Annotated in this window: 17 protein-coding genes; 3 read left to right on the forward strand and 14 right to left on the reverse strand. The window is 69.5% G+C overall.

What is annotated here, in order from left to right; all coding sequences use genetic code 11:
- Nucleotides 1–61: 61 nt before the first annotated feature.
- The 8 genes from CAP_RS13365 to CAP_RS13400 all read right to left on the reverse strand — a co-directional run bounded on the left by CAP_RS13365 (nt 62) and on the right by CAP_RS13400 (nt 8,887).
- Nucleotides 62–556 (reverse strand): nuclear transport factor 2 family protein, encoded by a 495-nt coding sequence (locus CAP_RS13365; protein ID WP_044240666.1) that lies wholly within the window; start codon nt 554–556, stop codon nt 62–64.
- Nucleotides 557–961: 405 nt separating this feature from the next.
- A complete protein-coding gene (locus tag CAP_RS13370) occupies nt 962–1,741 on the reverse strand; it encodes a hypothetical protein (protein WP_044240668.1) in 780 nt (259 codons plus the stop codon).
- 130 nt (nt 1,742–1,871) lie between these two features.
- A complete protein-coding gene (locus CAP_RS13375) occupies nt 1,872–3,437 on the reverse strand; it encodes a M66 family metalloprotease (protein ID WP_044240670.1) in 1,566 nt (521 codons plus the stop codon).
- Nucleotides 3,438–3,525: 88 nt separating this feature from the next.
- Nucleotides 3,526–4,989, reverse strand: coding sequence for a GDSL-type esterase/lipase family protein (locus CAP_RS13380; protein ID WP_044240671.1), 1,464 nt, complete (start codon nt 4,987–4,989; stop codon nt 3,526–3,528).
- Nucleotides 4,986–6,476, reverse strand: coding sequence for an FHA domain-containing protein (locus tag CAP_RS44455; protein ID WP_052375047.1), 1,491 nt, complete (start codon nt 6,474–6,476; stop codon nt 4,986–4,988). The genes CAP_RS13380 and CAP_RS44455 overlap by 4 nt, the downstream gene beginning before the upstream one ends.
- A gap of 297 nt (nt 6,477–6,773) precedes the next feature.
- A complete protein-coding gene (locus tag CAP_RS13390; RefSeq protein WP_044240674.1) occupies nt 6,774–7,463 on the reverse strand; it encodes a TIGR00266 family protein in 690 nt (229 codons plus the stop codon).
- A 14-nt stretch (nt 7,464–7,477) separates the two neighbouring features.
- Complete coding sequence (locus tag CAP_RS13395; protein ID WP_044240676.1) at nt 7,478–8,146, reverse strand: TIGR00266 family protein; 669 nt, start codon at nt 8,144–8,146, stop codon at nt 7,478–7,480.
- Between the two features lie 45 nt (nt 8,147–8,191).
- On the reverse strand, nt 8,192–8,887 hold the full coding sequence (locus tag CAP_RS13400; protein ID WP_044240677.1) for a TIGR00266 family protein: 696 nt from the start codon (nt 8,885–8,887) through the stop codon (nt 8,192–8,194).
- Between the two features lie 35 nt (nt 8,888–8,922).
- Here CAP_RS13400 and CAP_RS44460 point away from each other — a divergent pair, with 35 nt between their 5' ends.
- Nucleotides 8,923–9,726, forward strand: coding sequence for a M48 family metallopeptidase (locus tag CAP_RS44460; protein WP_052375050.1), 804 nt, complete (start codon nt 8,923–8,925; stop codon nt 9,724–9,726).
- 1 nt (nt 9,727) lies between these two features.
- On the opposite strand, the gene CAP_RS13410 is transcribed toward CAP_RS44460, so the two are convergent.
- Complete coding sequence (locus CAP_RS13410) at nt 9,728–10,264, reverse strand: hypothetical protein (RefSeq protein ID WP_044240678.1); 537 nt, start codon at nt 10,262–10,264, stop codon at nt 9,728–9,730.
- Nucleotides 10,265–10,335: 71 nt separating this feature from the next.
- The gene (locus CAP_RS13415; protein WP_231511439.1) at nt 10,336–12,243 is read right to left on the reverse strand and encodes an ABC1 kinase family protein; all 1,908 of its coding nucleotides are present in this window, start codon (nt 12,241–12,243) and stop codon (nt 10,336–10,338) included.
- A 26-nt stretch (nt 12,244–12,269) separates the two neighbouring features.
- On the opposite strand from CAP_RS13415, the gene CAP_RS13420 reads away from it, so the two are divergent.
- Entirely contained in the window at nt 12,270–12,920 is a 651-nt protein-coding gene (locus CAP_RS13420; protein WP_231511440.1) for a GNAT family N-acetyltransferase, read from the forward strand.
- A 60-nt stretch (nt 12,921–12,980) separates the two neighbouring features.
- Here CAP_RS13420 and CAP_RS13425 read toward each other — a convergent pair whose 3' ends face one another.
- The 4 genes from CAP_RS13425 to CAP_RS13440 form a co-directional block, all read right to left on the reverse strand.
- Nucleotides 12,981–13,796 carry an alpha/beta hydrolase gene (locus tag CAP_RS13425; protein ID WP_231511442.1) on the reverse strand — a complete coding sequence of 272 codons (816 nt, stop codon included), beginning with the start codon at nt 13,794–13,796 and terminating at the stop codon, nt 12,981–12,983.
- 76 nt (nt 13,797–13,872) lie between these two features.
- Nucleotides 13,873–15,426 (reverse strand): HD domain-containing phosphohydrolase, encoded by a 1,554-nt coding sequence (locus CAP_RS13430; RefSeq protein WP_044240683.1) that lies wholly within the window; start codon nt 15,424–15,426, stop codon nt 13,873–13,875.
- A 31-nt stretch (nt 15,427–15,457) separates the two neighbouring features.
- Nucleotides 15,458–16,651: a hypothetical protein gene (locus tag CAP_RS13435; protein WP_044240684.1), complete on the reverse strand. Its 1,194-nt coding sequence runs from the start codon at nt 16,649–16,651 to the stop codon at nt 15,458–15,460.
- Between the two features lie 15 nt (nt 16,652–16,666).
- The gene (locus tag CAP_RS13440) at nt 16,667–19,234 is read right to left on the reverse strand and encodes an alpha-amylase family glycosyl hydrolase (protein WP_044240685.1); all 2,568 of its coding nucleotides are present in this window, start codon (nt 19,232–19,234) and stop codon (nt 16,667–16,669) included.
- Nucleotides 19,235–19,765: 531 nt separating this feature from the next.
- On the opposite strand from CAP_RS13440, the gene CAP_RS44465 reads away from it, so the two are divergent.
- Nucleotides 19,766–22,225: an SUMF1/EgtB/PvdO family nonheme iron enzyme gene (locus CAP_RS44465; protein WP_052375052.1), complete on the forward strand. Its 2,460-nt coding sequence runs from the start codon at nt 19,766–19,768 to the stop codon at nt 22,223–22,225.
- The last annotated feature ends 11 nt before the right edge of the window (nt 22,226–22,236 follow it).

The following is a 22,236-nucleotide window of genomic DNA, read 5'->3' on the forward strand; positions in this document are numbered from 1 at the left end:
GCTCACGGACAGCCTTCCTGGCGGGGAACCCGCGCTATGCCTTTGCAGGCTCAGGCGACGCTCAGGCGGCCCTAAAGCGGATGGTGGGGGCTCGGGGCGCCCGTGGGACGATGGCGGGCGAGGGAAAGCTGGAGGGAATGAGGCCTTCGGAGCGCGGAAGCTCGGATTTCGGAGAGGGTCCCGCCAGGTCGAGGAGCATCTGCAGGGTGTCTCCGTAGGTCGCCCCTCGGACGAGCTTGCCGTGTCGGAGTTGCTTGATGTCGCAAGCCATCGCGTGCGTCGAAGGCGGGTGCTTGCCGCCACTGACCACGTAGATCCACTCGCTGGCCACGGTGGAACCGGTCTCGTGGAGGCCAGTCACGTGGATCTGGGCGTGGGGGAAGGCTTCCGCGGAACTTTGAAGGAGGGCGGTGACCGCCTCCCGGCCGCAAATACGCTCGCCTCGCGAAGCGTGGAACCACTCCACGGAGGGGGAGAGGTGCGCCGCGAGTGCCTCCCAGTCCCGTCGGTTGTAGGCATCGTAGAAGACCCGGATGATCTCGGCGTTACGACCCATCCTACCCTCTGCCTTCTGACGACATGCGTCATGGTGGTCTGCACAAGTCACGCCAGAAGAACAGCACCTCGGAGCCGCCCGGTTCTTCGAGAGGAGGCAGGGAGTTGGTTGGCTGGCAGGGGAGCGAGAGAACTAGGGGAGATGGATCAACCCGAGCCCAGCGGATCGACCCCGATCCCTGCACAGCAGCCAGGGCAGAGGGGCGAAAGGGTGGCTCAGGGCGGCTCACGCCTGGTCAGGGCAGAGGGGCGAAGGGGCGGCTCAGGGTGGGTCATGCCTGGTGACTTTTTTCACCAGGTCAAATCACCTCCGTGGGCTCAGCTTGCCCCAGGGGGTGTCGTCCCTGGACAGCTTGCGTCAGCTTGCTTCAGCTTGCTCGAGGCGGGGCTTCGGTCCGAGCGATCCTCAGGGCTTCAGAGGCTCGGGAGTCGGCAGCGCGCCTCCATTGCGCACGTACTCGACGATGACCTTGCTCATCATCTTGTCTGCCTTCTCGCACTGGAGGGAGACGGACCCCATGGTGGCACCTTTGCACTCGCGGCGGCGCTCGCCGACCACCTTGCCCACTTTCTCGTCGGCCTCGAGCGCATTGCGGGTCTTCTCGTCGAGGCTCTTCCAGGGAATGGGGGCGTACTTGGGCTGCCCTGGGACCTGGGTACGAAGCTCGCCGCCGGAGAGGGAGGCGCAGGTGCCATCCCAGCGGAGGACGTCGTAACCACCCCCGGCGCCGCTGACCATCATTCCCCCCGTGTCGGCAGTGCGCTGGATCAGGATCAGGACCTCCTCCTCGAAGACGAGCTTGTCATTCGAGGACATGCCGCCAGACGCATTCCAGGCCTCCACGTTGCCAGCGAGATAGCCGCGGCTGAAGGGAGAGTTCTTGCCGAGAAGCGTGAGCGCAATGTCGGGGTGAAAGCCTTGGCAGAGGCGCTTCGCGAATGCAGGGGGAGGGAGGCAGAGCTTGCCGTCACCGACGCCCTCGGCGCACTGGGTCGGGATCTGACGCGCTGCCTCTTCCTGGGCCTTCTTCTTGGCGTCGGCTTCGGTGGAGGCGCTGGAGGGAGCAGCGGTTGTCGTGGGCGCCGGGGCCTCGGCGGTTGTGCTTGCAGGCGCGGGAGGCGCCCCGCCACATGCAGCAGGGAGGCCGACCGCAGCGAGGGCGAAGGCCTGGACGATGGAACGCATGCAGCGAACCTAGCGGACATGAACGCGGCAGTACGCGGAAAACGTCACGTCTGGCGCGCCGCCGGGAGTGGTTCCGCGGCACTGCGTGCAGGGCAGGACGAGCACCGCGACCGGCGAGACGTCTGCAGACTCACCGCACTGCTTGCACGAGGCCATCGGGCAGGTGCGCCCGCGCAGTGATGGCCGCATTCGAGGTCCGTGGCCAGAGAAGCAGCCCACCCTCGATGTGGTCATAGCGGTAGAACTGAGCGGTGACGGCTTGAATGCCGTTCGCGGTCTGCACGTCGACCTGCGTGGCCTGGGCAATGGGAGGACGCTGCAAGGTGACAGGCTCGAGGAAGGTGCCGTGCCCATCGATGCCGATGTGCACCCGGTCGTAGGTGAGGCCGAGGGACTCGGGGGGGAAGACCATCCTCACGCCATCGATGAACTGAACCCGCTCGTGGATCTGGCGGAAGGAGTAGTCGCTGATCCAGATGGGGACGCAGTAGCCCATGAGGTCCGTGAATGAGGTGGGGTCGTAGAGCTGCTTGCTCACGATGTTGTAGCCCCAGGTGCCAATCCCCCCGTCTGCATAGGGGAAGGCGGGATCGGGGTCGCCCGCGCCACCGCAAGGGGAGTGCGGGCGGCCATGGGCGTGGCCGATCTCGTGCACTGCGGTCTCGATGTCGAGGTTGTTCTCGGGATAGCCGAGGCCCACGGCGACACGACCGTACGTGTCTCCTGGTGAGGGGAGAAAGCCGAGCCCCGCCACGCAGCCACCGCCGCAGAACTGACCGACGTCCGGGAGCGGATTGAAGATGCCGTAGTAGTACGTCGTGTCGGGCGCGCCCTCCTGCTGTCGGTAGCTGGCAAGGCCGTCGAGCACCTCGCCCCAGCCGCCGCCGTTGGGGCTGATCGCGCCGCTCCAGGGCATCGGCTCGTGCAGGACGACATCGACGCTGGTGACCGGGTACATCGCGTAGAAATAGTCCTGATAACGGCGGAGCTGCGCGGGCGAGGTGTCGGGCACACGGTCCGAGCCATCCGCGCTGTACGTGACGGGAACGATCTCGATCCGGAGGACGGCGGGAGATTCGTCGATGGGGATGGGATCGAAGCCGGCAGCGGGGTACTTGGCCGCGGGGTTGTCGATGGGGGAGTCGGCCGGCAACTGGAGGAGCTCGACACGGTAGGACGTGGCGCCGAGCACGAGGTCCGCCGTGAGTTCGAAGTTGATGGTGCTGCCGAGGTTGGTCTCGACGGAACTCTGGAGCAGAGGCTGTACGACCTGCAGGGTCGAGCGCCCGTCGAGGTACAAGCGTGCCGTGACAGGGTCGCCGTTGTAGCCAGCGTCGGTGTCGTAGAAGACGCGGATCAGGGCGTCGCGACCGAACACGACGGGCAAGGTGCTCGTGGAGGCGACGCCGTTCTCCATGAGGGGGCGCTTCACGCCCTGGTACAGGGAGATTTCCCGCACGTTGACGCCCGCAGCGCCCACCATCGGCGTGGGATCCACGATGACGGTGCCGCTCGATCCGGCCCCCGTGCCCATGTTCGTGCCCGTGCTACTGACGGTCGTTCCGCCAGCACCCGTCGCGCCGTCCAAGTCGCGGATCGTCAGATCGTCTGCACCGGTGAGGGCATTGCAGGCAAAGGCACCGGAGGTCAGAGCGGCGAGGAGGGCGTAGAGGCGCCTGGAGGGGCGGAGCACCATGGGCGGCGCGCAGTATTGCGCGCCGTTGCACGAGACCCAAGGACGAACGACCGGTGTGTGCACCGCGGGGCTGGCTGGCAGTCCAGGCTCAGCGACCACCCTTGGCCTGCCACTCGGCGTAGGACTCCATCAAGGCCAGATACACCCAGCGGCCCAGAACCTCGGCGCCAGCGCTGGACGGGTGCGCCAGATCAGCCCCACCGAGCCCACGCTGCACCCAGACACCCATGGATCCTGGGCCCCCCATCGCCGTCAGCGTGTCCCAGAACCCGCACCCCACCTCTCCGGCCACCTTGCGCTGGATGCGCGCGAGCTTCGGGATCACCGGCCGGCTCCGGTACACGTCACCCCGGCGATCCGCCCGATCCATCGGGCCCACGAGCAGGCACGACGCTCCTGGCAATGCGGTGCGTACCTGCTCCAGCACGGCCTTCATCGTGGCCTCGTACTGGTCCAGCGGGTACAGCTCGCCGTCTTCGCTCTCGTTCATGCCAAACTGGAACACCGTCAGCGATGGGGACCTCATCTTGAGCTGCTCGGCGAAGTGCGCATCGTCGCTCTTGTCCAGGAAGCGGATGCGGCAGCCCTGGATCCCGATGGCATCGAGCACGACCCCCGGCACGTTGCGCTCCATCCACACCCCGAAGGCCCGCACGTTCGGCCCGAGCGCGCGCACTTCGAGTTCATGCGGACCGTCCGGCACCTCGTACGTCTTCAGCGCCACCCGCGTCGTCGGGGCCTCCGTCGCGATCTCCTCGTGGGGCGCGCCGTCGAGGGCCACCGCCATCCGCCCGCCCCCTGGCTGCTCCAGGTAATCGAGCACGAACGTCGACACCGCGCGCCCGAACGCTCCCTCCTTTGCCGTCGCGAACCGCGAGAACACCCCCGCCCCCTGCGAGCGAAACGACACGCCGCCGAGTCCGTACAGCCCGTCCTCCGCGAAGGGCCCGACCACGCGGCTCACCTGCCACCCTGGCGCCGCGAACCGCACCACGTCGTTGTGGAAGTAGCCCGGCCATGCGTTGGCCATGAGCATGAAGCCGTGCCCGGCGTCGCCGAAGCGACGCTGGAGCCTGCGTCGAAGCGTCGCGGTCACGAAGTCGCTCGCCACGATCGAGTCGCCGAAGTACGTGATGCGCGCGATCGAGCCCGCCTCCTTGCGCTCCACCCGCGAGAGCGCGCCGAAGAACCCATCGAGCGCGTGTCCGCCGGGGTCCTCGATCGATCTCGGCGGCTTCTCCTCGTTCACGGAGGGCAGCACCGACGCCGCGGCAGGCGGGATCACCTGCTCCTCGGGCTGCTGCAGCTCGACTTGCTCCGTGGTCTCGATCTGGAGCGTCGCCTCACCCACCGACGCCACGGGCGCGGGCGCAGGGACGGCCACGAGGCCTTCGCCTTCCGAGAGCGGCGTGAGCACGCGCAGGCGGCTCACGCCTGGCACCGCGTACGGCAAGGCCACGAGCACCCCCAGCGTCACCAGGGCTGCTGCCGCCTTCGAGAGCAGCCCGTTCTCGACCCGCGCCGGCTCGGGCCCGGCGTCCTCCTCGGTCACGGACCCGACGCTTCCTTCTGCTTCAGCATGGCGCCAGCCCGATCTCGGCAAGCCTTGTCGCCCATGTGGTTGCAGATCGCCCTCAGCATCTTGATCTCTTCGACGCTTGCCCTGCCGCCCCACACCTTGGGCTCCAGCGACTTGCGCTGCGCGGCGTAGCCGCTCATCTCCGGCACGTTGGCCGCAGGGGGATCGACGATCTTCGTCGGCGAGGAGACCGAGGTCTGAACGGGCTGGGGTACAGGCTGGGGCACGTACGAGTTCGTGCCCCCGCCCCCAGGCAGCCGCGAACCCCGGATCGCCGGGTTCACCGGAGGCAGCGAGGGATCTTCCTCGATCACCTTCGCCATCAGGTCGATGGCCCGATCGCGCATGGCCGCATCCACGGTCTGCGTCCCCGCCACGCTCGCGAGCAGCTCGTAGCGCTGCGACGTGGAGAGCGCCTTGTCCTGACCGCGCTCGACGGCCCACTGCGCCCAGCGGTTCTCGACCTCGCGGAACAGCGGATCCTGCCGCACCGTCGACGCTTCCGGGAGCTGCTGCGCGAGCTGGTGAGCCTTGTCGTACTCGCCCCGGTCGAGCGACTCCTTCGCCCGCTGGAGCTGGATGCGCTCCTGCTCCTCGGGCTTGCTGGCCTGCGCGCTCTCCACCTGCTTGTCGTCGCCTGGATCCGACCGGGTCAGCGCGTACACCGCCGCCCCCGCGACGACCGCCAGCAGCACGAGCCCCACCACGATCTTCCAGGCGCCGCTCTGCCCTCCCAGCGCGCCCTGACCCGCCACACCTCCAGGGGTGACGATGGGGTTCAGGAGCGAGGTCTCGACAGGCCGGAAGATCTTGCCCGCGCCCACGAAGCGCAGCCGCACGTCGCCGAGCTCCAGCGCGTCGCCCGCCTCCAGCAACCCTCGCTTCAGCTCCACGCCGTTGATGCGGATGCCGTTGGCGCTGCCCTGATCGATGACCTCGTAGCGGCCCTTGTCGATCTTCAGCAGGTCGGCGTGCAGGCGGCTCACGGAGCTGTGGTTGATCGAGACGCTGCACTCCTCCGAGCGACCGATGCTGAGCCGATCACCGTCGAGCGCGTACTCGGCGCCGGGCGTGGGACCGACGATCATCACCAGCCGATCGGGCCGCGTGTGCAACGGCGAGAGCGTCGTGCCCCGACCCTCGGGGGCCGGCATCGGCACCGCCAGAAGCGACTCGTCGACGACCTCCAGCCGGTAATCGCCGAGCTGCACGAGGTCCGCGTGGCGCAGGTGCTGCTCGCCAGCGACGCGCACGCCGTTGACGAACGTGCCGTTGTAGCTATCCAGATCCTGGAGCAACCAGCCCTGGCTGTTCTTCACCAGGACGGCGTGTTTGCGCGAGATGTTGCGATCGGTGAGGCGAACTGAGTTCACCTCCGCGCGCCCGAGCGAATACTCGTCGTGGGCGAGAGGGAGGGTCGTCTGCTTTCCCTCGTCGTCCTCGATCGTCAGCTTCCACATGGCAGCAGGGGGCTTTGGGGGGGCGAATCCGGCTCGTCCGTTGATCTGAAGTCGGTCGCCCGGCGGGCCGGGCACCCCTCAGAGAGAGCTTTCCGCGAGGCCGCACTACTCTAGCGAGCCCAGCTCCTGAAACGCAACGATGGCGGGGCCTCTGCGCTCCATCCACGTGTCGGGCGCCCTCGCGCACCGCCACGCCCGGAGCCCGCGACGGCCGCGTCGCTGCGCAAAAATTCCGACGCTGGTGAGAAAGAAGGCCCCCGCGGAACCTCGCCGAGGGCGTCAGCCGGTGAGCCCCCGTCAGCCGCTCCGGACCTCGACCCGGCGGAAGGGGTGCACGAACGACGCGAGCGAGCTCGGATTGCGGGTCTGGATCCACAGCCGCCCCTGACCCTGGAACTCGCAGATCAGGCCCTCGCCCGACAGGAACAGGCTCTTCAACCCTCCCAGCTTGCGCACCTGGTACTGGAGCCCCGCGGTGAACCCGACGAGGTGGGTGTTGTCGCAGATGTACCCGCGGTACGCCTGGCCGATGTCGATCGCGTGCAGCCCACCGTACGACGAGAACCAGATCTGCCCCTGACCGTACGCGCGCAGCAGGAAGAAGCCGCCGGCGAAGAAGCCCTTGGCTCCCTGCCACTTGGTGTCGAGCGTGACCCCCGGCGTCGACGCCAGGTACGCGCCCGACTGGAGGAAGATCTCCATCCCGGGCTGCAGGGTGATGCACTCGACAGCGCCCTCGGGCGCCGGAGCGATCCACATGGTCTGCATGGGCGCGGTGGCCGTGAAGGTGTTCTGGAACAGGCTCTCGCCGCCCAGGAGCTTGCGCTTCAGCGCCCCACCGAAGCCGCCTTGAAGGCTGGTCTTCATGTCGATGGCGCTGTCGCGCGCCACCATCGCGCCGCTCTCCGCGATGATCTGTTCGCCGGGTTGATCGAACGTCACCTGGATGACGCCGAAATCAGGGTTGTGTCGGATCTCTTGCCGCACGCGATCCTCCGATCCTACTGCTTGCGCGGGGGGAGCATGGCGCCGATGGCGGCACCGTATTCGGATGCGTTGCGCGACTGGAGCCAGACGCTGCCCTGCCCCTCGAAGGTGCAGACCAGGCCCTCGCCCGACAGCCACGAGGCGATCCAGCCCGAGCCGCTCTTGCCGACGCGGTACTGGAGGCTCGCGTCCCACGCGGCGAGGTGCCCGGTGTCGATCACGAACGACCCATCGACCCGCACCTCTTCGAGCGCACCGAACGCGCCGATGATCACCTGGCCTTGCCCCTGCGTCTCCAGCATGAACAGGCCCGCGCCGGAGAAGAACCCCTTCATCCCGCCCGCGCGCGTCCGCACGTCCATGGTCTGGCTGGAGGCCACGTAGGCGCTGCTCTGGATGCAGTACTGCCGGTGCCCCGCGTCGAGCACCAGCATGTCGCCGCAGAGCGGGGTCGCGAAGAGCACCTCGCCGTTGCCGCCCTGCGCGGTGAAGGTGTTCCGGAAGAACGACTCACCGCCGAACATCCGCTTCAGGCCGGACATCAGCCCGCCGGACTGGGTCTGCATCGCCACGTTGGGGGACATGCCCACCATGGCGCCGCTCTCCGCCAGCACGCTCTCGCCCGGCGCGAGCCAGCACTGCGCCAGGGCCTGGGAGGGTCGATAGAGAAGGTTGACCTGCATCGCTCGAATCCTTCGTTCTTTGGCCGTTCTGCGCCGTTCTTCGGCTCAGGGAGGCAGAATGGGCGTCAACCACCCGACCAGCGCGCTCGTGTTGCGGGACTGGATCAGGATCCGACCCTGCCCCGTGAACTCGCAGACCAGCCCTTCGCCCGAGGCCATGAAGCCCATCAGCCCGCCGCCCGCGCTCCGGATCTTGAAGTCCAGCGTCGAGTCGAAGCCGACGATGTGCCCGTTGTCCACGATGTACGAACCGTTGCAGTAGACCTCGTCGATCGCGCCGTAGCTCGTGACCCACAGGTCTCCGCTCCCTGACGCTTCGACGAAGAAGGCCCCCTCCTTGGAAAGGATCGCCCGCAGGCCTCCCCAGCGCACCTTCAGGTCCACCTCGCCGGCGCTGGCCAGGTACGAGCCCGCGCTGAAGAGCATCGCCTGCCCCTGCAGCGGGATGTGCCGAATGTTGCCGCTCAGCGCGGGAGCCAGCCACACCCACCCGCCCTGCGGCGACGAGAAGTGGTTGACGAAGAAGGTCTCGCCGCCGACGAGCTTGCGGATCAACGCGATGCACACCGCCTTGAGCTTCCCGAAGAAGCCCGCGTTGCGCCCGGCGTTGAGCTTGACCTCCATCGAGAGGCTCGTGGAGCGCGCCACCATCGAGCCCGCCTCGGCAATGATCACCTCGCTCGGGCCGAGGCCGAGCTGGAGCATCGAGAACGACGGACCGTACTTGACGATATGCTGCATACCTGAACCTGCTCGGCGAGCGGTATAACGGAGTCATGACCGAACAGGAAGCGGGAAAGGTCGCGCCGCAGGGCTTCCATCAGAGTGGGAAGAGAACCGTCGCGGAGGTGCTCGTCTTCCTCCTCGCCATTGCCCTGCTCATCCTCGCCGCGCGCGGCTGCGCGGGGTGCGCCACCACCGCGCTGGTCTCCCAGATCCCCTCCTCGGTGGACGCCACCATCGGCAAGGTGGGCGGCGAAGCGATGCGCGCCCAGCACGGCGTCGGGCAGACCCCCTCCGCCGAGGACCAGGCCCGCGCCGCGCGCGTCTTCGAGGAGCTGCGCACGCACCTCACCAGCGAGGAAGCCGCGCGCCTCGTCAGCCCGCGCCTCACCGTGCTGAGCGACAAGCAGGCCAACGCCTTCGCCCTCCCCGGCGGAGAGGTCTTCGTCCTCACCGGCCTCCTCGACCGGACCAAGGACGACGACGACGCCCTCCGCGGCGTGATGGCTCACGAACTCGGTCACGCCGTCCGGCGCCACGGCGTGCGCTCGCTGGTCCGCAACAGCGTGTACGGCCTGGTGCTCGCCTACGTGCTCGGCGACATGGGGGGCATCACCGCCACCCTCGTCGCTGGCGCCTCCCACCTCGACGAACTCGGCTTCAGCCGCGACATGGAGGAAGACGCGGACGCCTTCGCGGTCGATCTCCTCCAGCGCGCCGGCCACACCCCCGAGGGCCTCGCCCGCTTCATGGAGAGCCTCGAATCGGCGCCCGTCCCCCAGATCCTCTCGACCCACCCCGACAGCGCGGACCGCGCCCGCGAGATCCGCGCGCGCATGCAGAAGCCCGCGCCCTGAGTCAGCGATGTGCGGCCTTGCGGGTGAACGAGGTCGCGGGCACCAGCACATCGCCCTCCACCCGGCCCACCACGTCGAGCACCATCCGGCCAGCGCGATCGCGCCCCGGCCGCTCCCGCGTGTACCGATCGGCCGACGCTCCCAGCACCACCCCCATGGACTGCGCCGCGCCGGTGAGCTGATCCGACAGATCCTCGGCGATGAGCCGCGCCCGCTGCGTGCTGGAGCTCCCCTTCGGCACGTCCACTGCGATGAGGCCGATCACCTCGTCGTCGTCGGCGATGAGCCCGAACGGAGTCCCCTGAAGCCTCAGCAGCGTCAGCCCCGCCTGGGCCGACTGCACCCGGCTCTCCGCCTCGCTCTTCGCCTGCCCCACCCGCCGCCGCTCGGCACGCGCCGCTTCCCCGGGTTCCTCGCGGAGCTGCGCGCCGAGCGCCGCGTGCTCCTCCTCCAGCCGCTGCAACACCCTCTGAGCCTCGGCGAGCTCGGCCTCGAGCCAGGTCTGGTGCTCCTGCTCCTCAGAAACCCCGTCGCTCATGGTCTTTGCCTCAGTCCCCGACCGCTTCCGGGGTGTCAGCTTGAAAACTTTCCCTACCATTGCCTAGTCTCTCATGCCCGCCGCGTGAAGAGCAGGCTTAGCACGAGCAGCGCCAGCGCTCCGCCCGCTCCGTAAAGACACATCTGTGCCAGCGCCGCCTGCCCCGCCAGGTGGAGCTGGAGCGCCGCCATCCCCGCGGCGATCCCCAGCGCCGCGAAGATGAGCTGCCGTACCCCTGCGTAGATCAACCCAGCGGCCTGCGACAGCCCCCGGATCCTCATCTCCGCCTCGCCGCGATTCGCCCGCGTCAGGTACTTCCGCAAGTCGTCGGGCAGCGTCAGGGCCTTGAGCCCCATGTCCTTCGCCGCCTCCAGCGCGATCTGGGCCCAGTCTCGGTTGCCCAGCACGAACTCCTGCAGGTAGGGCCGCACCACCTCGATCGGGTTCAGCTCCGGGTCGAGCTGCGTGCACAGCCCCGTCAGGAGGAGCAGCGTCCGCTCCAGCAGCACCCAGTCACGCGGGATGTGGAATGCTCCGGAGAGCTCCTTCAGCCCGATGTTCATCCGCTTCAGGTCGATCAGGCTCTCGATCCCCCGCTGCGGATCGATCTTGATGTCCTTCAGGTTGAACTTGTCGAGCCTCACCTCTTCCTGGAAGCGCTGGTGGAAGAACTCCACCACCTTCTCGCTCACGTCGAGGTTGTCCCCGCGCGCGAGGAACCCCATCTTCCGCATCGCCTTGACGATCCGGTCCGTGTCGCGCCGGATCACCGCCTCCAGGAACTCCGGGATCCCCTCGCGCGTCTGCGGGGACAGCTCGGCCACCGCCCCGAAATCGAGCAGGATCAGCGCCCCGTCACGCGCGACCAGCATGTTCCCAGGGTGCGGATCCGCGTGGTAGATGCCGTCGACGAAGATCATCTGGCAGAAGGCCTTCACGATCCGCCGCGCCAGATCCTTTCGGTCCACCCCGAGCGCCTCCAGCGCCGCGAGATCCCCGACCTTCACCCCCTCGACGAACGCGGTGGTCATCACCCGGCGCGTGCAGTAGCCAGGGATCGGCGCCGGGAACCGCACGTCGTCCTGCCCCGCGAAGTTCTCGGAGATGCGCACGATGTTCGCCGCCTCCATGGCGAAGTCGAGCTCCTCCGAGATCATCGCCCGCACCTGGTGGTAGTAGGCGTCGAGCCCTCGCACTGGCACGAACATCGACACGATCGCCATGATCCGCCGGATCGTGGCCAGGTCGAGCCGCACGATCTCGTCGATGTCGCGGTGCTGCACCTTCACCGCCACGTGCGTCCCGTCCTTGAGCCACGCCTCGTGCACCTGCCCGAGCGAAGCGCTGGCGATGGGCCTCTCCGTGAAGCGCGCGAACAGCTCCGGGATGGGCTTGCCCAGCTCCGCCTCCACCCGCACCGCGATCTCCGCGTAGGGCCGCGGCGGTACCTGATCCTGCAGCCCCGTCAGCCCCTCCCGCAGCTCCACCGGCAGGAAGTTCGCCATGATGCTGAGGAGCTGCCCCACCTTGATGAACAGCCCCTGGAGCTGCATGATCGTGCGCTCGATGCGCCGCGCGTTCCGCCGGTGCACCTCGCCGATGCGCGCCTCGGACCACGGCCGCCCGAACAGCCGCCCGAGGAACGAGAACCACAGGTAGCTCCCGAGCACCGCGAAGGTCGTCGCGTACGCCCGCACGAACCGCCCGCTCTGGGCGGCCTTCTCCCGCACCGACACGGGCGCCGGCTTCCGGCGCACGAGCGCCTCGGGCTCCGCCGGCTCCGCGGTCATCAGGGGCACGAGCGACGCCGACGGGGGCCTCACGCTCGGCCGCGATGCGCGCTGTGACGGAGGCCCCGACGCGGGCGTCCCCGTCGACCCCGGCGCGCTCGCCGGCATCGGCACCACGCTCACGGGGGGCGTCGCCGTCGACAGGGGCAGATCGGTGGGAATGTCCACAGTGCCCGTGCGCAGACGCACCTCGGGCTGCCCTGGAGAAGCACTCGATGGATCAGGGGCAGCGCCAGCACTCACCGGACGAGCTTACCATCGACCTCATGACCCGCATGCCTCCCCTCGAAACCGAGCGGCTTCTCCTGCGCGAATTCACCCTCGAGGACCTCGACGACATCCACCGGGTCCTCGACATCGAACTCGCCGATGCCACCGTCGGCGCCGGGGAAGTGGTCCCGCGCGACGCGCGCGCCCAGTGGTTGACCTGGACCGTCCTCGGGTACGCGCAGAGCGCCTGGCTTTGCCAGCCGCCTTACGGTGACCGCGCCGTCGTCCTGCGGGAGACCGGTGAGATCGTGGGCGCCGTCGGCTTCGTCCCTTGCCTCGCCCCCTTCGGTCAGCTCCCTGCCTTGCGCCTCTCGGCCGCCGCGCCGAGCCCGCCCCGCTTCACCCCGGAGCTTGGCCTTTATTACGCCATCTCACCCCGCCATCAGCGCCGCGGCTACGCCCTGGAAGCCGCGTGTGCCATGCGCGACCACGCCTTCCGCGCGCTGCGCGTCGCCCGCCTCGTGGCCACCACGCACCACGACAACGCCGGCTCGAAGGCGGTCATGAGAGGTCTTGGCATGCAGATCGAGGAGAACCCTCTCCCGGAGCCGCCCTGGCTTCAGGTGGTCGGTGTGCTCGACGCTCCTGGTACCTAGGCAACCGAGGGCATCGCACGCTCAGGAGCGCCCTTGCTCTCTCCCCCCCGGGAGACGTGCTCACACCGCGCCGCGCCGCGGGGTCCCTGCCGCGCCCGCGCCCAGCGCGCGCACCCATGACAGCGCGTACCCTGCCACCTCTTCCCAGCCAGGCTCCGCGATGATCCAGTGGCTGCGCTTCGGGAACTCGTGGAAGTCCGTACGCGCCGACGAGTGACGGTAGGCGGCGTGGTTCACCCGGTTCATCGACGGGGGGGCCGTTCGATCACGCTCGCCCGCCACGATCAGCAGCGGCGCCCGGTCACCCCGGCGGAAATCGACCTCCGTCGCCCTGTGGAACGGCGCGAACGCCGCCTGGAAGTAGGGCCTCCCCGGCGTCGGGATCACGTGCTCCTCGTACGCCTCGCGCCGCGCGCGCTCTGGCAGCTCGTGCACGAAGCCGCTCACGAACTGCTCGTAGGTCATGGTGAGGACGCGCTTCCAGCCCCGCCACGCGAGCAGCACCGGTACCGCTGTGAGGAGCGCCCGCGGCTTCGGGAACACCCCGCGCGGCGGCGCAGGATCGACCGCGACCCCTGCCGAGCCGAGCCCGCGCGAGATCAGGAGCTGCACGATGAGCCCACCGAACGAGTGCCCGACGAGCACCGGTGGCTCCGGCATGGCCTCGATGATGCGCGCGTAGTGCTCCACGATCTCCGCGACCCCTACCCCCGCGAGCGCAGGATCTGGCGCCCGGCGCAGCTCCTCGTAAGGCCGATCGTCGTGGGGCCACGCCGGCGCCACGCAGCGCAACCCCTCGGCCTCGTAGAGCCGCGTCCACCCCTCCCAGCACCGCGGCCCCACCCAGGCACCATGCACGAAGACCACATCCGCCACAGGAACACCTCTTCTTTGCTCGGTTCGCGACCGGAACATAGGAGCCGCGCTCCCGGCGCACCATCGGCCAGATGGCCTATGGGCCGAGCAGCCCCCGGTCGACCGCGTAGATCGCCGCCGCGGCCCGCGTACGCACCCCGGTCTTCTCGTAGATGTGGGCCACGTGGTGCTGCACCGTCTTCGCCGAGATCCCGAGCCGCGCCCCGATCTCCTTGTTCGACAGCCCCCGCGCGAGCACGCAGAGCACCTCCACCTCCCGCGCGCTCAGCTCATCGGGCCCCCCGCGCGCGGCGCGCCCCTCTCCCCGACGCCCACCGCCCACCGCCAGCACCGCCTCCACGACCCGCGCTTCCAGCCTCCCCGCGCGCACCTCGTCGAGGAGCACCGCGACCGCCGCCTCACGCCCGTGCGCGGCCCGGTGGGGGCGGTCCTCCCCGAGTGCGTGGAACACGTCACACGCTGCCAGGATCCGGGTGGTGACCGGCAAGAGGCTCCCAGGGATGGCCCGCGGATACCCCGTCCCGTCGGCGCGCTCGTGCCCTCCTGCCGCCACCGCTGCGATCGCCGTGAAGAGCGGCGACCGTCCCAGGATCCTCGCCGTATGCCACGCATGCGTGTCGGCCCGCTCCCGCTCCATCGCGCTCAGCGGGCCCGGCTTGTCCCAGATCCCGTTGGGCACCGCGACCCGCCCCAGATCGTGGAGCAGCGCCGCGACCTGGAGCTTCGCCCGCTCCTGCGCGTCGAGGCCCATCTCCTCTCCCACCTGCCCTGCGAGCGCCGCCACCCCGCGCGAGTGTCCCAGCGTGAACGGCGACTTCAGGTCCACGTAGTCCGCGAACGCCTCTGCGATCCTCGGCAGCTCGTCCACCTGGATCCACCCGAGCGGCCGCGGCTCCGCCTCCAGAAAAGCCTCCCAGCGCGCGTCCCCCTCGATCACGTCCATCACCTCCCCGGCCGCCTTGAGGAATGCCCCCGCGAACTGCGGATCGAGCTCCGTCCCCCGACGCTCCCGCACCGCCTCCACCGCCGCCTCGCGCCCCTCCAGCGCGTGGTACGTGACCACCCGGAACGCGACCACCACCAGCCGCGCCGTGGGCGAGATCGCCTCGCCCGCGAGCCTGTTCGGGCTCCCCCGGCCATCGTACCGCTCGAAGACCTCCGCGAGTGCCCGCACCACCCCCTCGCCGACACCCAGCCTCGCCGCGAGCGTCGTCGCCAGCCCGCAGTGCGCCAGCGCCAGCGCGTCGGCCGGCCTCACGTCTGTCGACAGGCGCGCCAGCGCCGCCGCCCGCTGCCCGAACGCGACCTCTCCGCCCAGCGCCTGCGCCGCCCGCCGCACCACATCGATCCCGCTCGCGGCGTCCGCCCTCATGAACGCCCGCATCATCGCCAGATCATCCCCCGCCCCCCAGCGCGTGGCCGTCTCGTGCGCGTACGCCGTGCACCCCAGGAACCGCAGCAGCGCCGTCAGGTACACCTCCCGCAGCGCCTCTCCCCCGAGGCCACTCGCGCGCCCGATCGCCGTCGCCACGATCGCCGTACGCAGCGCGGTCTCTGGGGGCATCCCGTTCGCCCCGTCCGTCGCCAGCGACAGGGCCCCGAGCAGCTCCGCAAGCCGGTGCGCGGTCATCGGCACGAGCTTACCCGCTCCCCCTTCCTCTTCAGGACGCGTTTCGGTGCGGCGCAGGCGCCGACGACACCCGCGACGACACCTGCGCCGGCGCGCTCTCCTCGTAGGTCATCACGCTCGACGCCAGCGACCCGGGGCCCCGCTCCACCACCCGCCGCTGCTCGTACCAGGGCATCACCTGCCGCCGCATCACCCAGAACAGCAAGATCGCCACCACGACCGCCAGGTGCCCGAGCATCCCCCGCCCGTTCGAGAGCGCCGGCGTCGTGCCCACCTGGTGGATCTCTGCGTCCCACGGCACCACCAGGAACGGGATCGTCTGGAGCGTCCTGTCCCGCGCCGCCTCGTACGTCGCGCGCGGCACCTCGTCGGACAGCGCGTGCGCCTTGCCCCGCGCGTCCTTGAACGTCGCCTTCAGCCCGAAATGCATCCGCCCCCCCGAGCGCGTCGCGGTGGTGTACACCTCCCCATCGACGATGCTCGCCTCCACCACCTGACCGGCCGCGCGCAGCGCGTGGTACGGCCCGTAGGCCAGCAGTTGCACCGACGCCAGCGTCGCCCCCAGCACCAGCGCCGCCCACCTGTACCAGGTGGCCCAGCGCTGGTGACCTCCGCTGAGGCCTCCCACCGCCACCTGGAGCGGCTCCGCGCGCCCTCCCCGCAGCGTGTACCGAGGAGCCTCGCCCCCGCGGTACACGCTCTCTGCGCGCTGCGAGGCCCGGTTGCGGAGCAGCATCCCGTCCACGCGCACCTCCTGCCCAGCCTTGAGCTCTGCGGTGCGCTCTCGCTCGGCCCCCGTGAAGAGCCGGATCTGCAGCGAGTCCACGTAGATCACCCGCTCGTCGGGCACCACCCGCACCCGCTCCCCGGACGCGAGCCGCAGCGTGAAGGACCGCGCCTCCATCGCCCGCGAGCGCTCTCGCCAGCGGTGGTGCCACGACCCCTTGTGATGCCACTCGGTCCCCTCTTCCCACAGCGTCAGCGTGATTGCCGCCTCCTCGCCGTCGGTCTCCACGACCCCGCAGAGAGAGGTGAACCCGGGGGCGAGTGAGGGCGCCTTCGCCTCCTCGGCGCGCGCCTGCGCCTCCGCGCGCCGGTGGAAGAACCACCGGTAGAGCGCGAAGGCGACGTGCGCGGCCAAGAGGAGCCCGCCGACCCCGTAGACCAGGAAGGCCGTCACGGGACCATCCAGCCGATCCAGCAGCTCGGGAACGGCGGGGTTCACGGCGTCAGACAGGGCTCAGGGGTTGACGACCTGGAGGATCAGCGCGCCGTAGGCGGGCACGTTGAAGACCGGCCCGTTCGAGCCGCTGAGGAGGTCGGTGACCATGGTGCGCGCGAGCGTCTGGTCCGTCGCCGTCCGGTTCAGCAGCACGGTGAGGGACTGCCCACCGGCCGTGAGCGAGTACTCGTACCAGGTCGCGGTGTCCTGCTTCTTCACCGCCACCACGTCGCTGTTGGTGATGAAGTGGTGTGTCCGCCGGATCTGGATGAGCGACTTGTAGTGGCTGTAGAGGCTCTCCGGATCGCTCATCTGCGCCTCGACCGACGCCGGCTCCGACTCCGACATGAACTTGATGAACGGGTAGTCCGGGTTCGGCGCCATGCAGATACCGGCGTCGGCCATGGTCACCGCGTTCGCGTCGTTCGTCGCCGCGAAATCGATGTCGTGGCGCAGGATGCGGTCGTCCGACTGCCGCTCGTCGGCGAAGATCAGGTCCTGGAACCAGCTCATCGGCTCGCGGATCAGCTCGTCGCGGTCCCAGTCGCCCTCCGCGACCGCCCCGGCCAGCTTGTCGCGCTTGCCCTGCTTGCCGAGCTCCTCGCCGTAGTACACCACCGGCATCCCCGGCATGGTGAAGATCACCGTCGCCGCCTGCTTCAGCACCGCGGTCAGGTGCTCACCGGCCATGTCCCGGAACTGCGTCGCCGGCCGCTCCAGGTCGTGGTTCGACAGGAACCGCTGGTAGAAGTGGTTCACGTTGCCGCCGTTCACCGTCGCCGCGCTGCTCGCGCGCAGGTCGTTGAAGTACTTCACGAGATCGGCCGGCTCACCGCTCTGGCCGCTGACGAAGTTCGCGAGGATGCTGCGGAACGGGAAGTCGAACTGCGAGTCCATGTCACCCGCGTACGGCACCATGTTGGTGGCCACCGCCGGATCGTCCCACCGGTTCTCGCCGGCCAGGAGCACGGGCACCGACCCGGCCGGGCGGGGCACGTCGCGCTTCACGTAGGCGTTGAACTCCTTCCACCAGATGTGCGTCCCGTGCAGCGCCAGGTCGGTCTGGTTGTTGTCGTCGAACTGCTCGATGTGCTTCGAAGCGTCCAGGCGGAAGCCGTCGGCGCCGAGGTCGATCCAGTGCTTCGAGATGTTCTTCATCTCGGTGCGCACCTCGGGGTTCCGGTAGTTCAGCTCCGGCATCTGCCCGCCGAAGATCTGGTGGTAGCACATGTAATTTTTGCACGACCAGATGACCGCCGACGGATCGAAGGGGTGAGCGTCGGTGAACATGTTCGAGTACTCGTCGGACCACAGGAACCAGTCGTGGTACTTCGCGTGGTCGGCGTGTGACGGATCGAGCGCCGCCACGAACCACGGGTTCACGTCGGCCACGTGGTTCTGCACGAGGTCCACGATGATCTTGATGTCGAGCGCGTGCGCCGCGTCGGTGAGGTCCTTGAAGTCCTTCACCGAGCCCACGGACGGGTCGATGTTGTAAAAGTCGGTGGTGTCGTAGCCGTGGTACGAGTTGGCCGCGAACACCGGCGTCATCCAGATCGAGGTGATCCCGAGATCGGAGAGGTAGGGCAACTTCTGGCGGAGCCCCACGAGGTCGCCGATGCCGTCCTTCGCGGCGGGATCGATGCCGCTGTCCGCGTCCGTCCCCGTCCCCGTGGGCGAGCCGCCGTCGGCGAAGGTGCGCACGATGAGCTGGTACATCGTCCCCTCGCGCCCCCAGTTCGCCCAGTCGGCCGTGGCGACCACCGGAACGACCGCGATGGGCGTGAGCTCCATGATCTCGCTCTCGTCCGTGAACTGCTCGTCATCGGTCACGAGGGTGGTGCTGACCTGGTAGTGGATGGTCGTCCCCGCGGTGAGGCCGTCGATGATCAGCCCGCGCGCGTTGATGTCGTCGCTGTCGGTCCAGGTGACCGACTGATCGAGCATGTCCGGCGCCGTGCCGTACCTCACGGTGCCCGTCGAGCCCATCGCCACCCGGAACATCAGCCGCACGCTGCCGTTGCCGAGATCGATGAAGTCGTTCGGGTGGGAGATCTTGTACGCCGGCCCCGTGGACGACGGCGGCTCGCGCGAGATCGCCTGCCCCTGGGTGATCCATGCCTCGTGGATCCGCTCGTTGTCCGCGTTCGGGTGCAGGTCTGCCCAGCGCACCGAGGTCTCCACGTCCTTCGTGCAGTTCGCGCTGGCGTCACACTGCACGGGGATGAGGCCAATCCAGCTCGTCTCCGTCGCGGCGGTGTCGTCGATCAGGATGTCGGTGTAGCCGCCGAAGTCGTCCTTCTCGCTGAAGAGCTGCGGGCTTCCCCACGCGGGCTCCGTCACCACGCCTGTGCCGAAGAAGTGCACGCCCCAGGTGCTCACGTCGCCGTCGCCCTGCAGGCGGTAGTGGAGCCTGATGAACCGACCCGACGCGCAGTCCGGCCCGCAGCCCCCAGCGCCACCTCCGGCGTCGCCGCCCTGACCACCGGTGCCCGGGTTGGGCCCGTCGTCACCACCGTCGCAACCGGCGACCGAGAGGAGTGACGTGATGGCCGTTGCTGCCGCAAAGTAAAGGATACGCTTCATGGATGCTCCCCGTGCTTCTGGCACCATCGCCAGACCCCGGGTGGGCTCCCGAGGACTGCGCCGAGCCTAGGTTGAAGCGAGACGAGGATCCAGCGGTTCGGGCCCTGTTGCACGGTCCCCACGACGCGCGGACACCGGATTTCTCTGCGTCAATCCTCCACACGTACGGCGCTCCCTGATTGTGTCCTCGGTCTCTGCTCCATCCATGGCCCTCTCTCTGCACGCGCCCTGCACAACGCAAGCGTGTGGCACTCGCGCTGCACCACGCAGCAGTGCGCACCTCCTTGGCACGACCCCTCATCTCCGCACTCGTTCCGGTCCCCTGGCGTGGCGCTCTCCACCGGCAACGGGGGTAGCGACCAACGGGAGCGTAGGGGCCGCAGGCCCCTGATTTTGGGTACGCAGTACGGAGCGTGGGGGCTGCAGGCTCCTGATTTTGGGTACGCAGTACGGAGCGTGGGGGCCGCAGGCTCCTGATTTTGGGTACGCAGTACCTAGGCTGGAGGGTGAAGGCGAGGTAGGAGCGGGGGGATGACGGAGGCTCCTGCGTCTGGCGACCCTTTCCTGCTCTCTGGACAGACCATCGAGGGGAAGTACCGCGTCGCGTCTGTCGTCGGTGATGGCGGCTTCGGCGTCGTGTACCGCGCCGTCCACAAAGGGTTCGGTGAGCTCATCGCCGTCAAGTGCCTCAAGATGCCGGCGCTCGACGAGAAGGAGCGCGAGGAGCTGCTCGAGTTGCTGCGCGAGGAGGGACGCCTCCTCCACCGCCTCTCGCGCATGACGCCCAACATCGTCCAGGCCCTCGACGTCGGCGCCTTCACCACCGAGGGGGGCGTCTGGGTCCCTTACCTCGTCCTCGAGTGGCTCGAAGGCCAGACCCTCGCCCACTTCCTCCGCGAGCGCGCCGAGCGGGACGAGTACGGCATGTCCCTCACCGAGGCCGTGCGCCTCCTCGACCCTGCGGCCCGCGCCCTCGCCGTCGCCCACACCCAGCGCGTTGCCCACCGCGACGTCAAGCCTGCCAACCTCTTCCTCACCGACGTCGGCGGCACCCGCACCCTCAAGGTCCTCGACTTCGGCATCGCCAAGGTCCTCATCGACTGCGCCTCCGTCACCGAGGCCCTCGCCGCCACCCGCGACGGACCGAGCGCCTTCACACCCCGCTACGGCGCTCCCGAGCAGTTCAGCAAGATGCGCGGCGCCACCGGACCCTGGACCGACGTCTTCGCGCTCGCCCTCATCTTCGTCGAGATCGTCAGCGGCAGGCGCGCCCTCGACGGCGACGACCCCACCCAGCTCTACGTCGCCGCGGCCGATCCCACCTTGCGCCCCACCCTACGCTTGCGCGGCGTCGACGCTGGCGATGCCGTCGAGCAGGTGCTCCGCAAAGCCCTCGCCGTCGAGCCCAAGGAGCGTTACGCGAGTGCCGGCGAGATGTGGGACGCCCTCACTGCGGCCGTCCGCGAGGCCCCCGCGAACGCCGGCGCGCCGCAGGGCGCCCTCCTGGGCAGCGCCGGATCCGCGAGCCCAGCGCTCGACACCGGGCCGAGCGCGAACAGCCCCACTCCCCGCACCGGCAATGCCCCTAACGCGGGCGCTGCGGGCGCTGAAGGCTTCGACGCCACCATCCCCGTCGAGTCCCTCGACGCGGGCGGCGGACGCAGCAGCGGCAGCGGCAGCGGTGGCGGTGGCGGCATCGTCAGCAGCGGCAGTGGCAGACCCCCGGCGGGCGCTCCTGGTGTGGCGACCGTCAAGCATGGCGCCCGCCCTGCGGCTCACCTCGGCCTCACCGACTCCATGGCCGAGACCCCCCGCGGACAGCGCGCGGGCCAGAACGGCAACGTCACCCCTCCTGCCGTGCAGCCGCCGTCCACGAGCGGACCTCCCGCGACGTCTGACGCGCCCTCTGCGCCTGCACCGAACGCTTCGCCCACCCCTCCGCCCCGCGCCGCCAGGGCCCGCGTCTGGCCCTGGCTCGCCCTCCTCGCCCTCGTCGGCGGCGGCGCTGCCGTGTACGTCGACCTCGTCCCTGCCAGCCCGCGCTCCCCGGCATCTCCGCGGCCGTCCGCCCCGCGCCCCACTGCCTCCCCCCGCGCGTCCACCCATGCTGTCGCGCCTTCCTCGGCCTCTCCCTCCGCCTCTGCGAGCGCCAGCGCGGCCCCCTCCGCCTCCGCGAGCGCGGCCCCCTTCAGCGCCCCCGAGGACATGGTCTTCTTCGCCCCGCAGAGCACCGTCATCGGCGCCGGCGGAGACCAGCGCAACGTCACCCTCACCCGCGGCTTCTACCTCGACCGCCACGAGGTCACTGCACGCGCCTACCAGGCCTGCGTCTCCGAGCGCCTCTGCTCACCCGCCGACCACGTCTCCGTCACCCCCGAGGGCGGCCCCGAGACCGCTGCCCTCCCCGTGGACAAGGAGTTCGTCGACACCTGGACCCGCCGCTGCAACGCCTCCCGCGGCGAGCCGAACCACCCCGTCAATTGCGTCGACTACGCCAGCGCCGAGAGCTACTGCAAGTACCGCGGCCGCCGCCTCCCCACCGAGGCCGAGTGGGAGATCGCCGCCCGCGGCGCGGCCCAGCGCCCCTTCCCCTGGGGCACCGACGCCCCCACCTGCGACCGCGCCTGCTACGACAGGAACGAAGGCTGCCGCATCGCGGGCACCGACGTCGCCACCTGCACCTCGGGCACCCACCCTGGCGACCGCACCCCCGAGGGCATCCAGGACCTCGCTGGCAACGTCGCCGAGTGGGTCCAGGACGGCTTCACCACCCCGCCCCCGGGCGGCACGGATCCCCGGGCCGACCCCTCCATGGCGGTGAAGGTCGTCCGCGGAGGCAGCTTCTTCGACGACGCCGCCAAGCTCTCTGCCACCTGGCGTGGCGTCGCCGCGGCCGTCACCGCCTCCGCCAACATCGGCTTCCGCTGCGCGCTCGACGCCCCTGATCCCGCAGCCCCGCCCGCACCTTCACCCGAGCCGCCCCCTCCCTGACCCTCCGTGCC

Source organism: Chondromyces apiculatus DSM 436 (genome assembly GCF_000601485.1).
Taxonomy (GTDB): Bacteria; Myxococcota_A; Polyangia; order Polyangiales; family Polyangiaceae; genus Chondromyces; species Chondromyces apiculatus.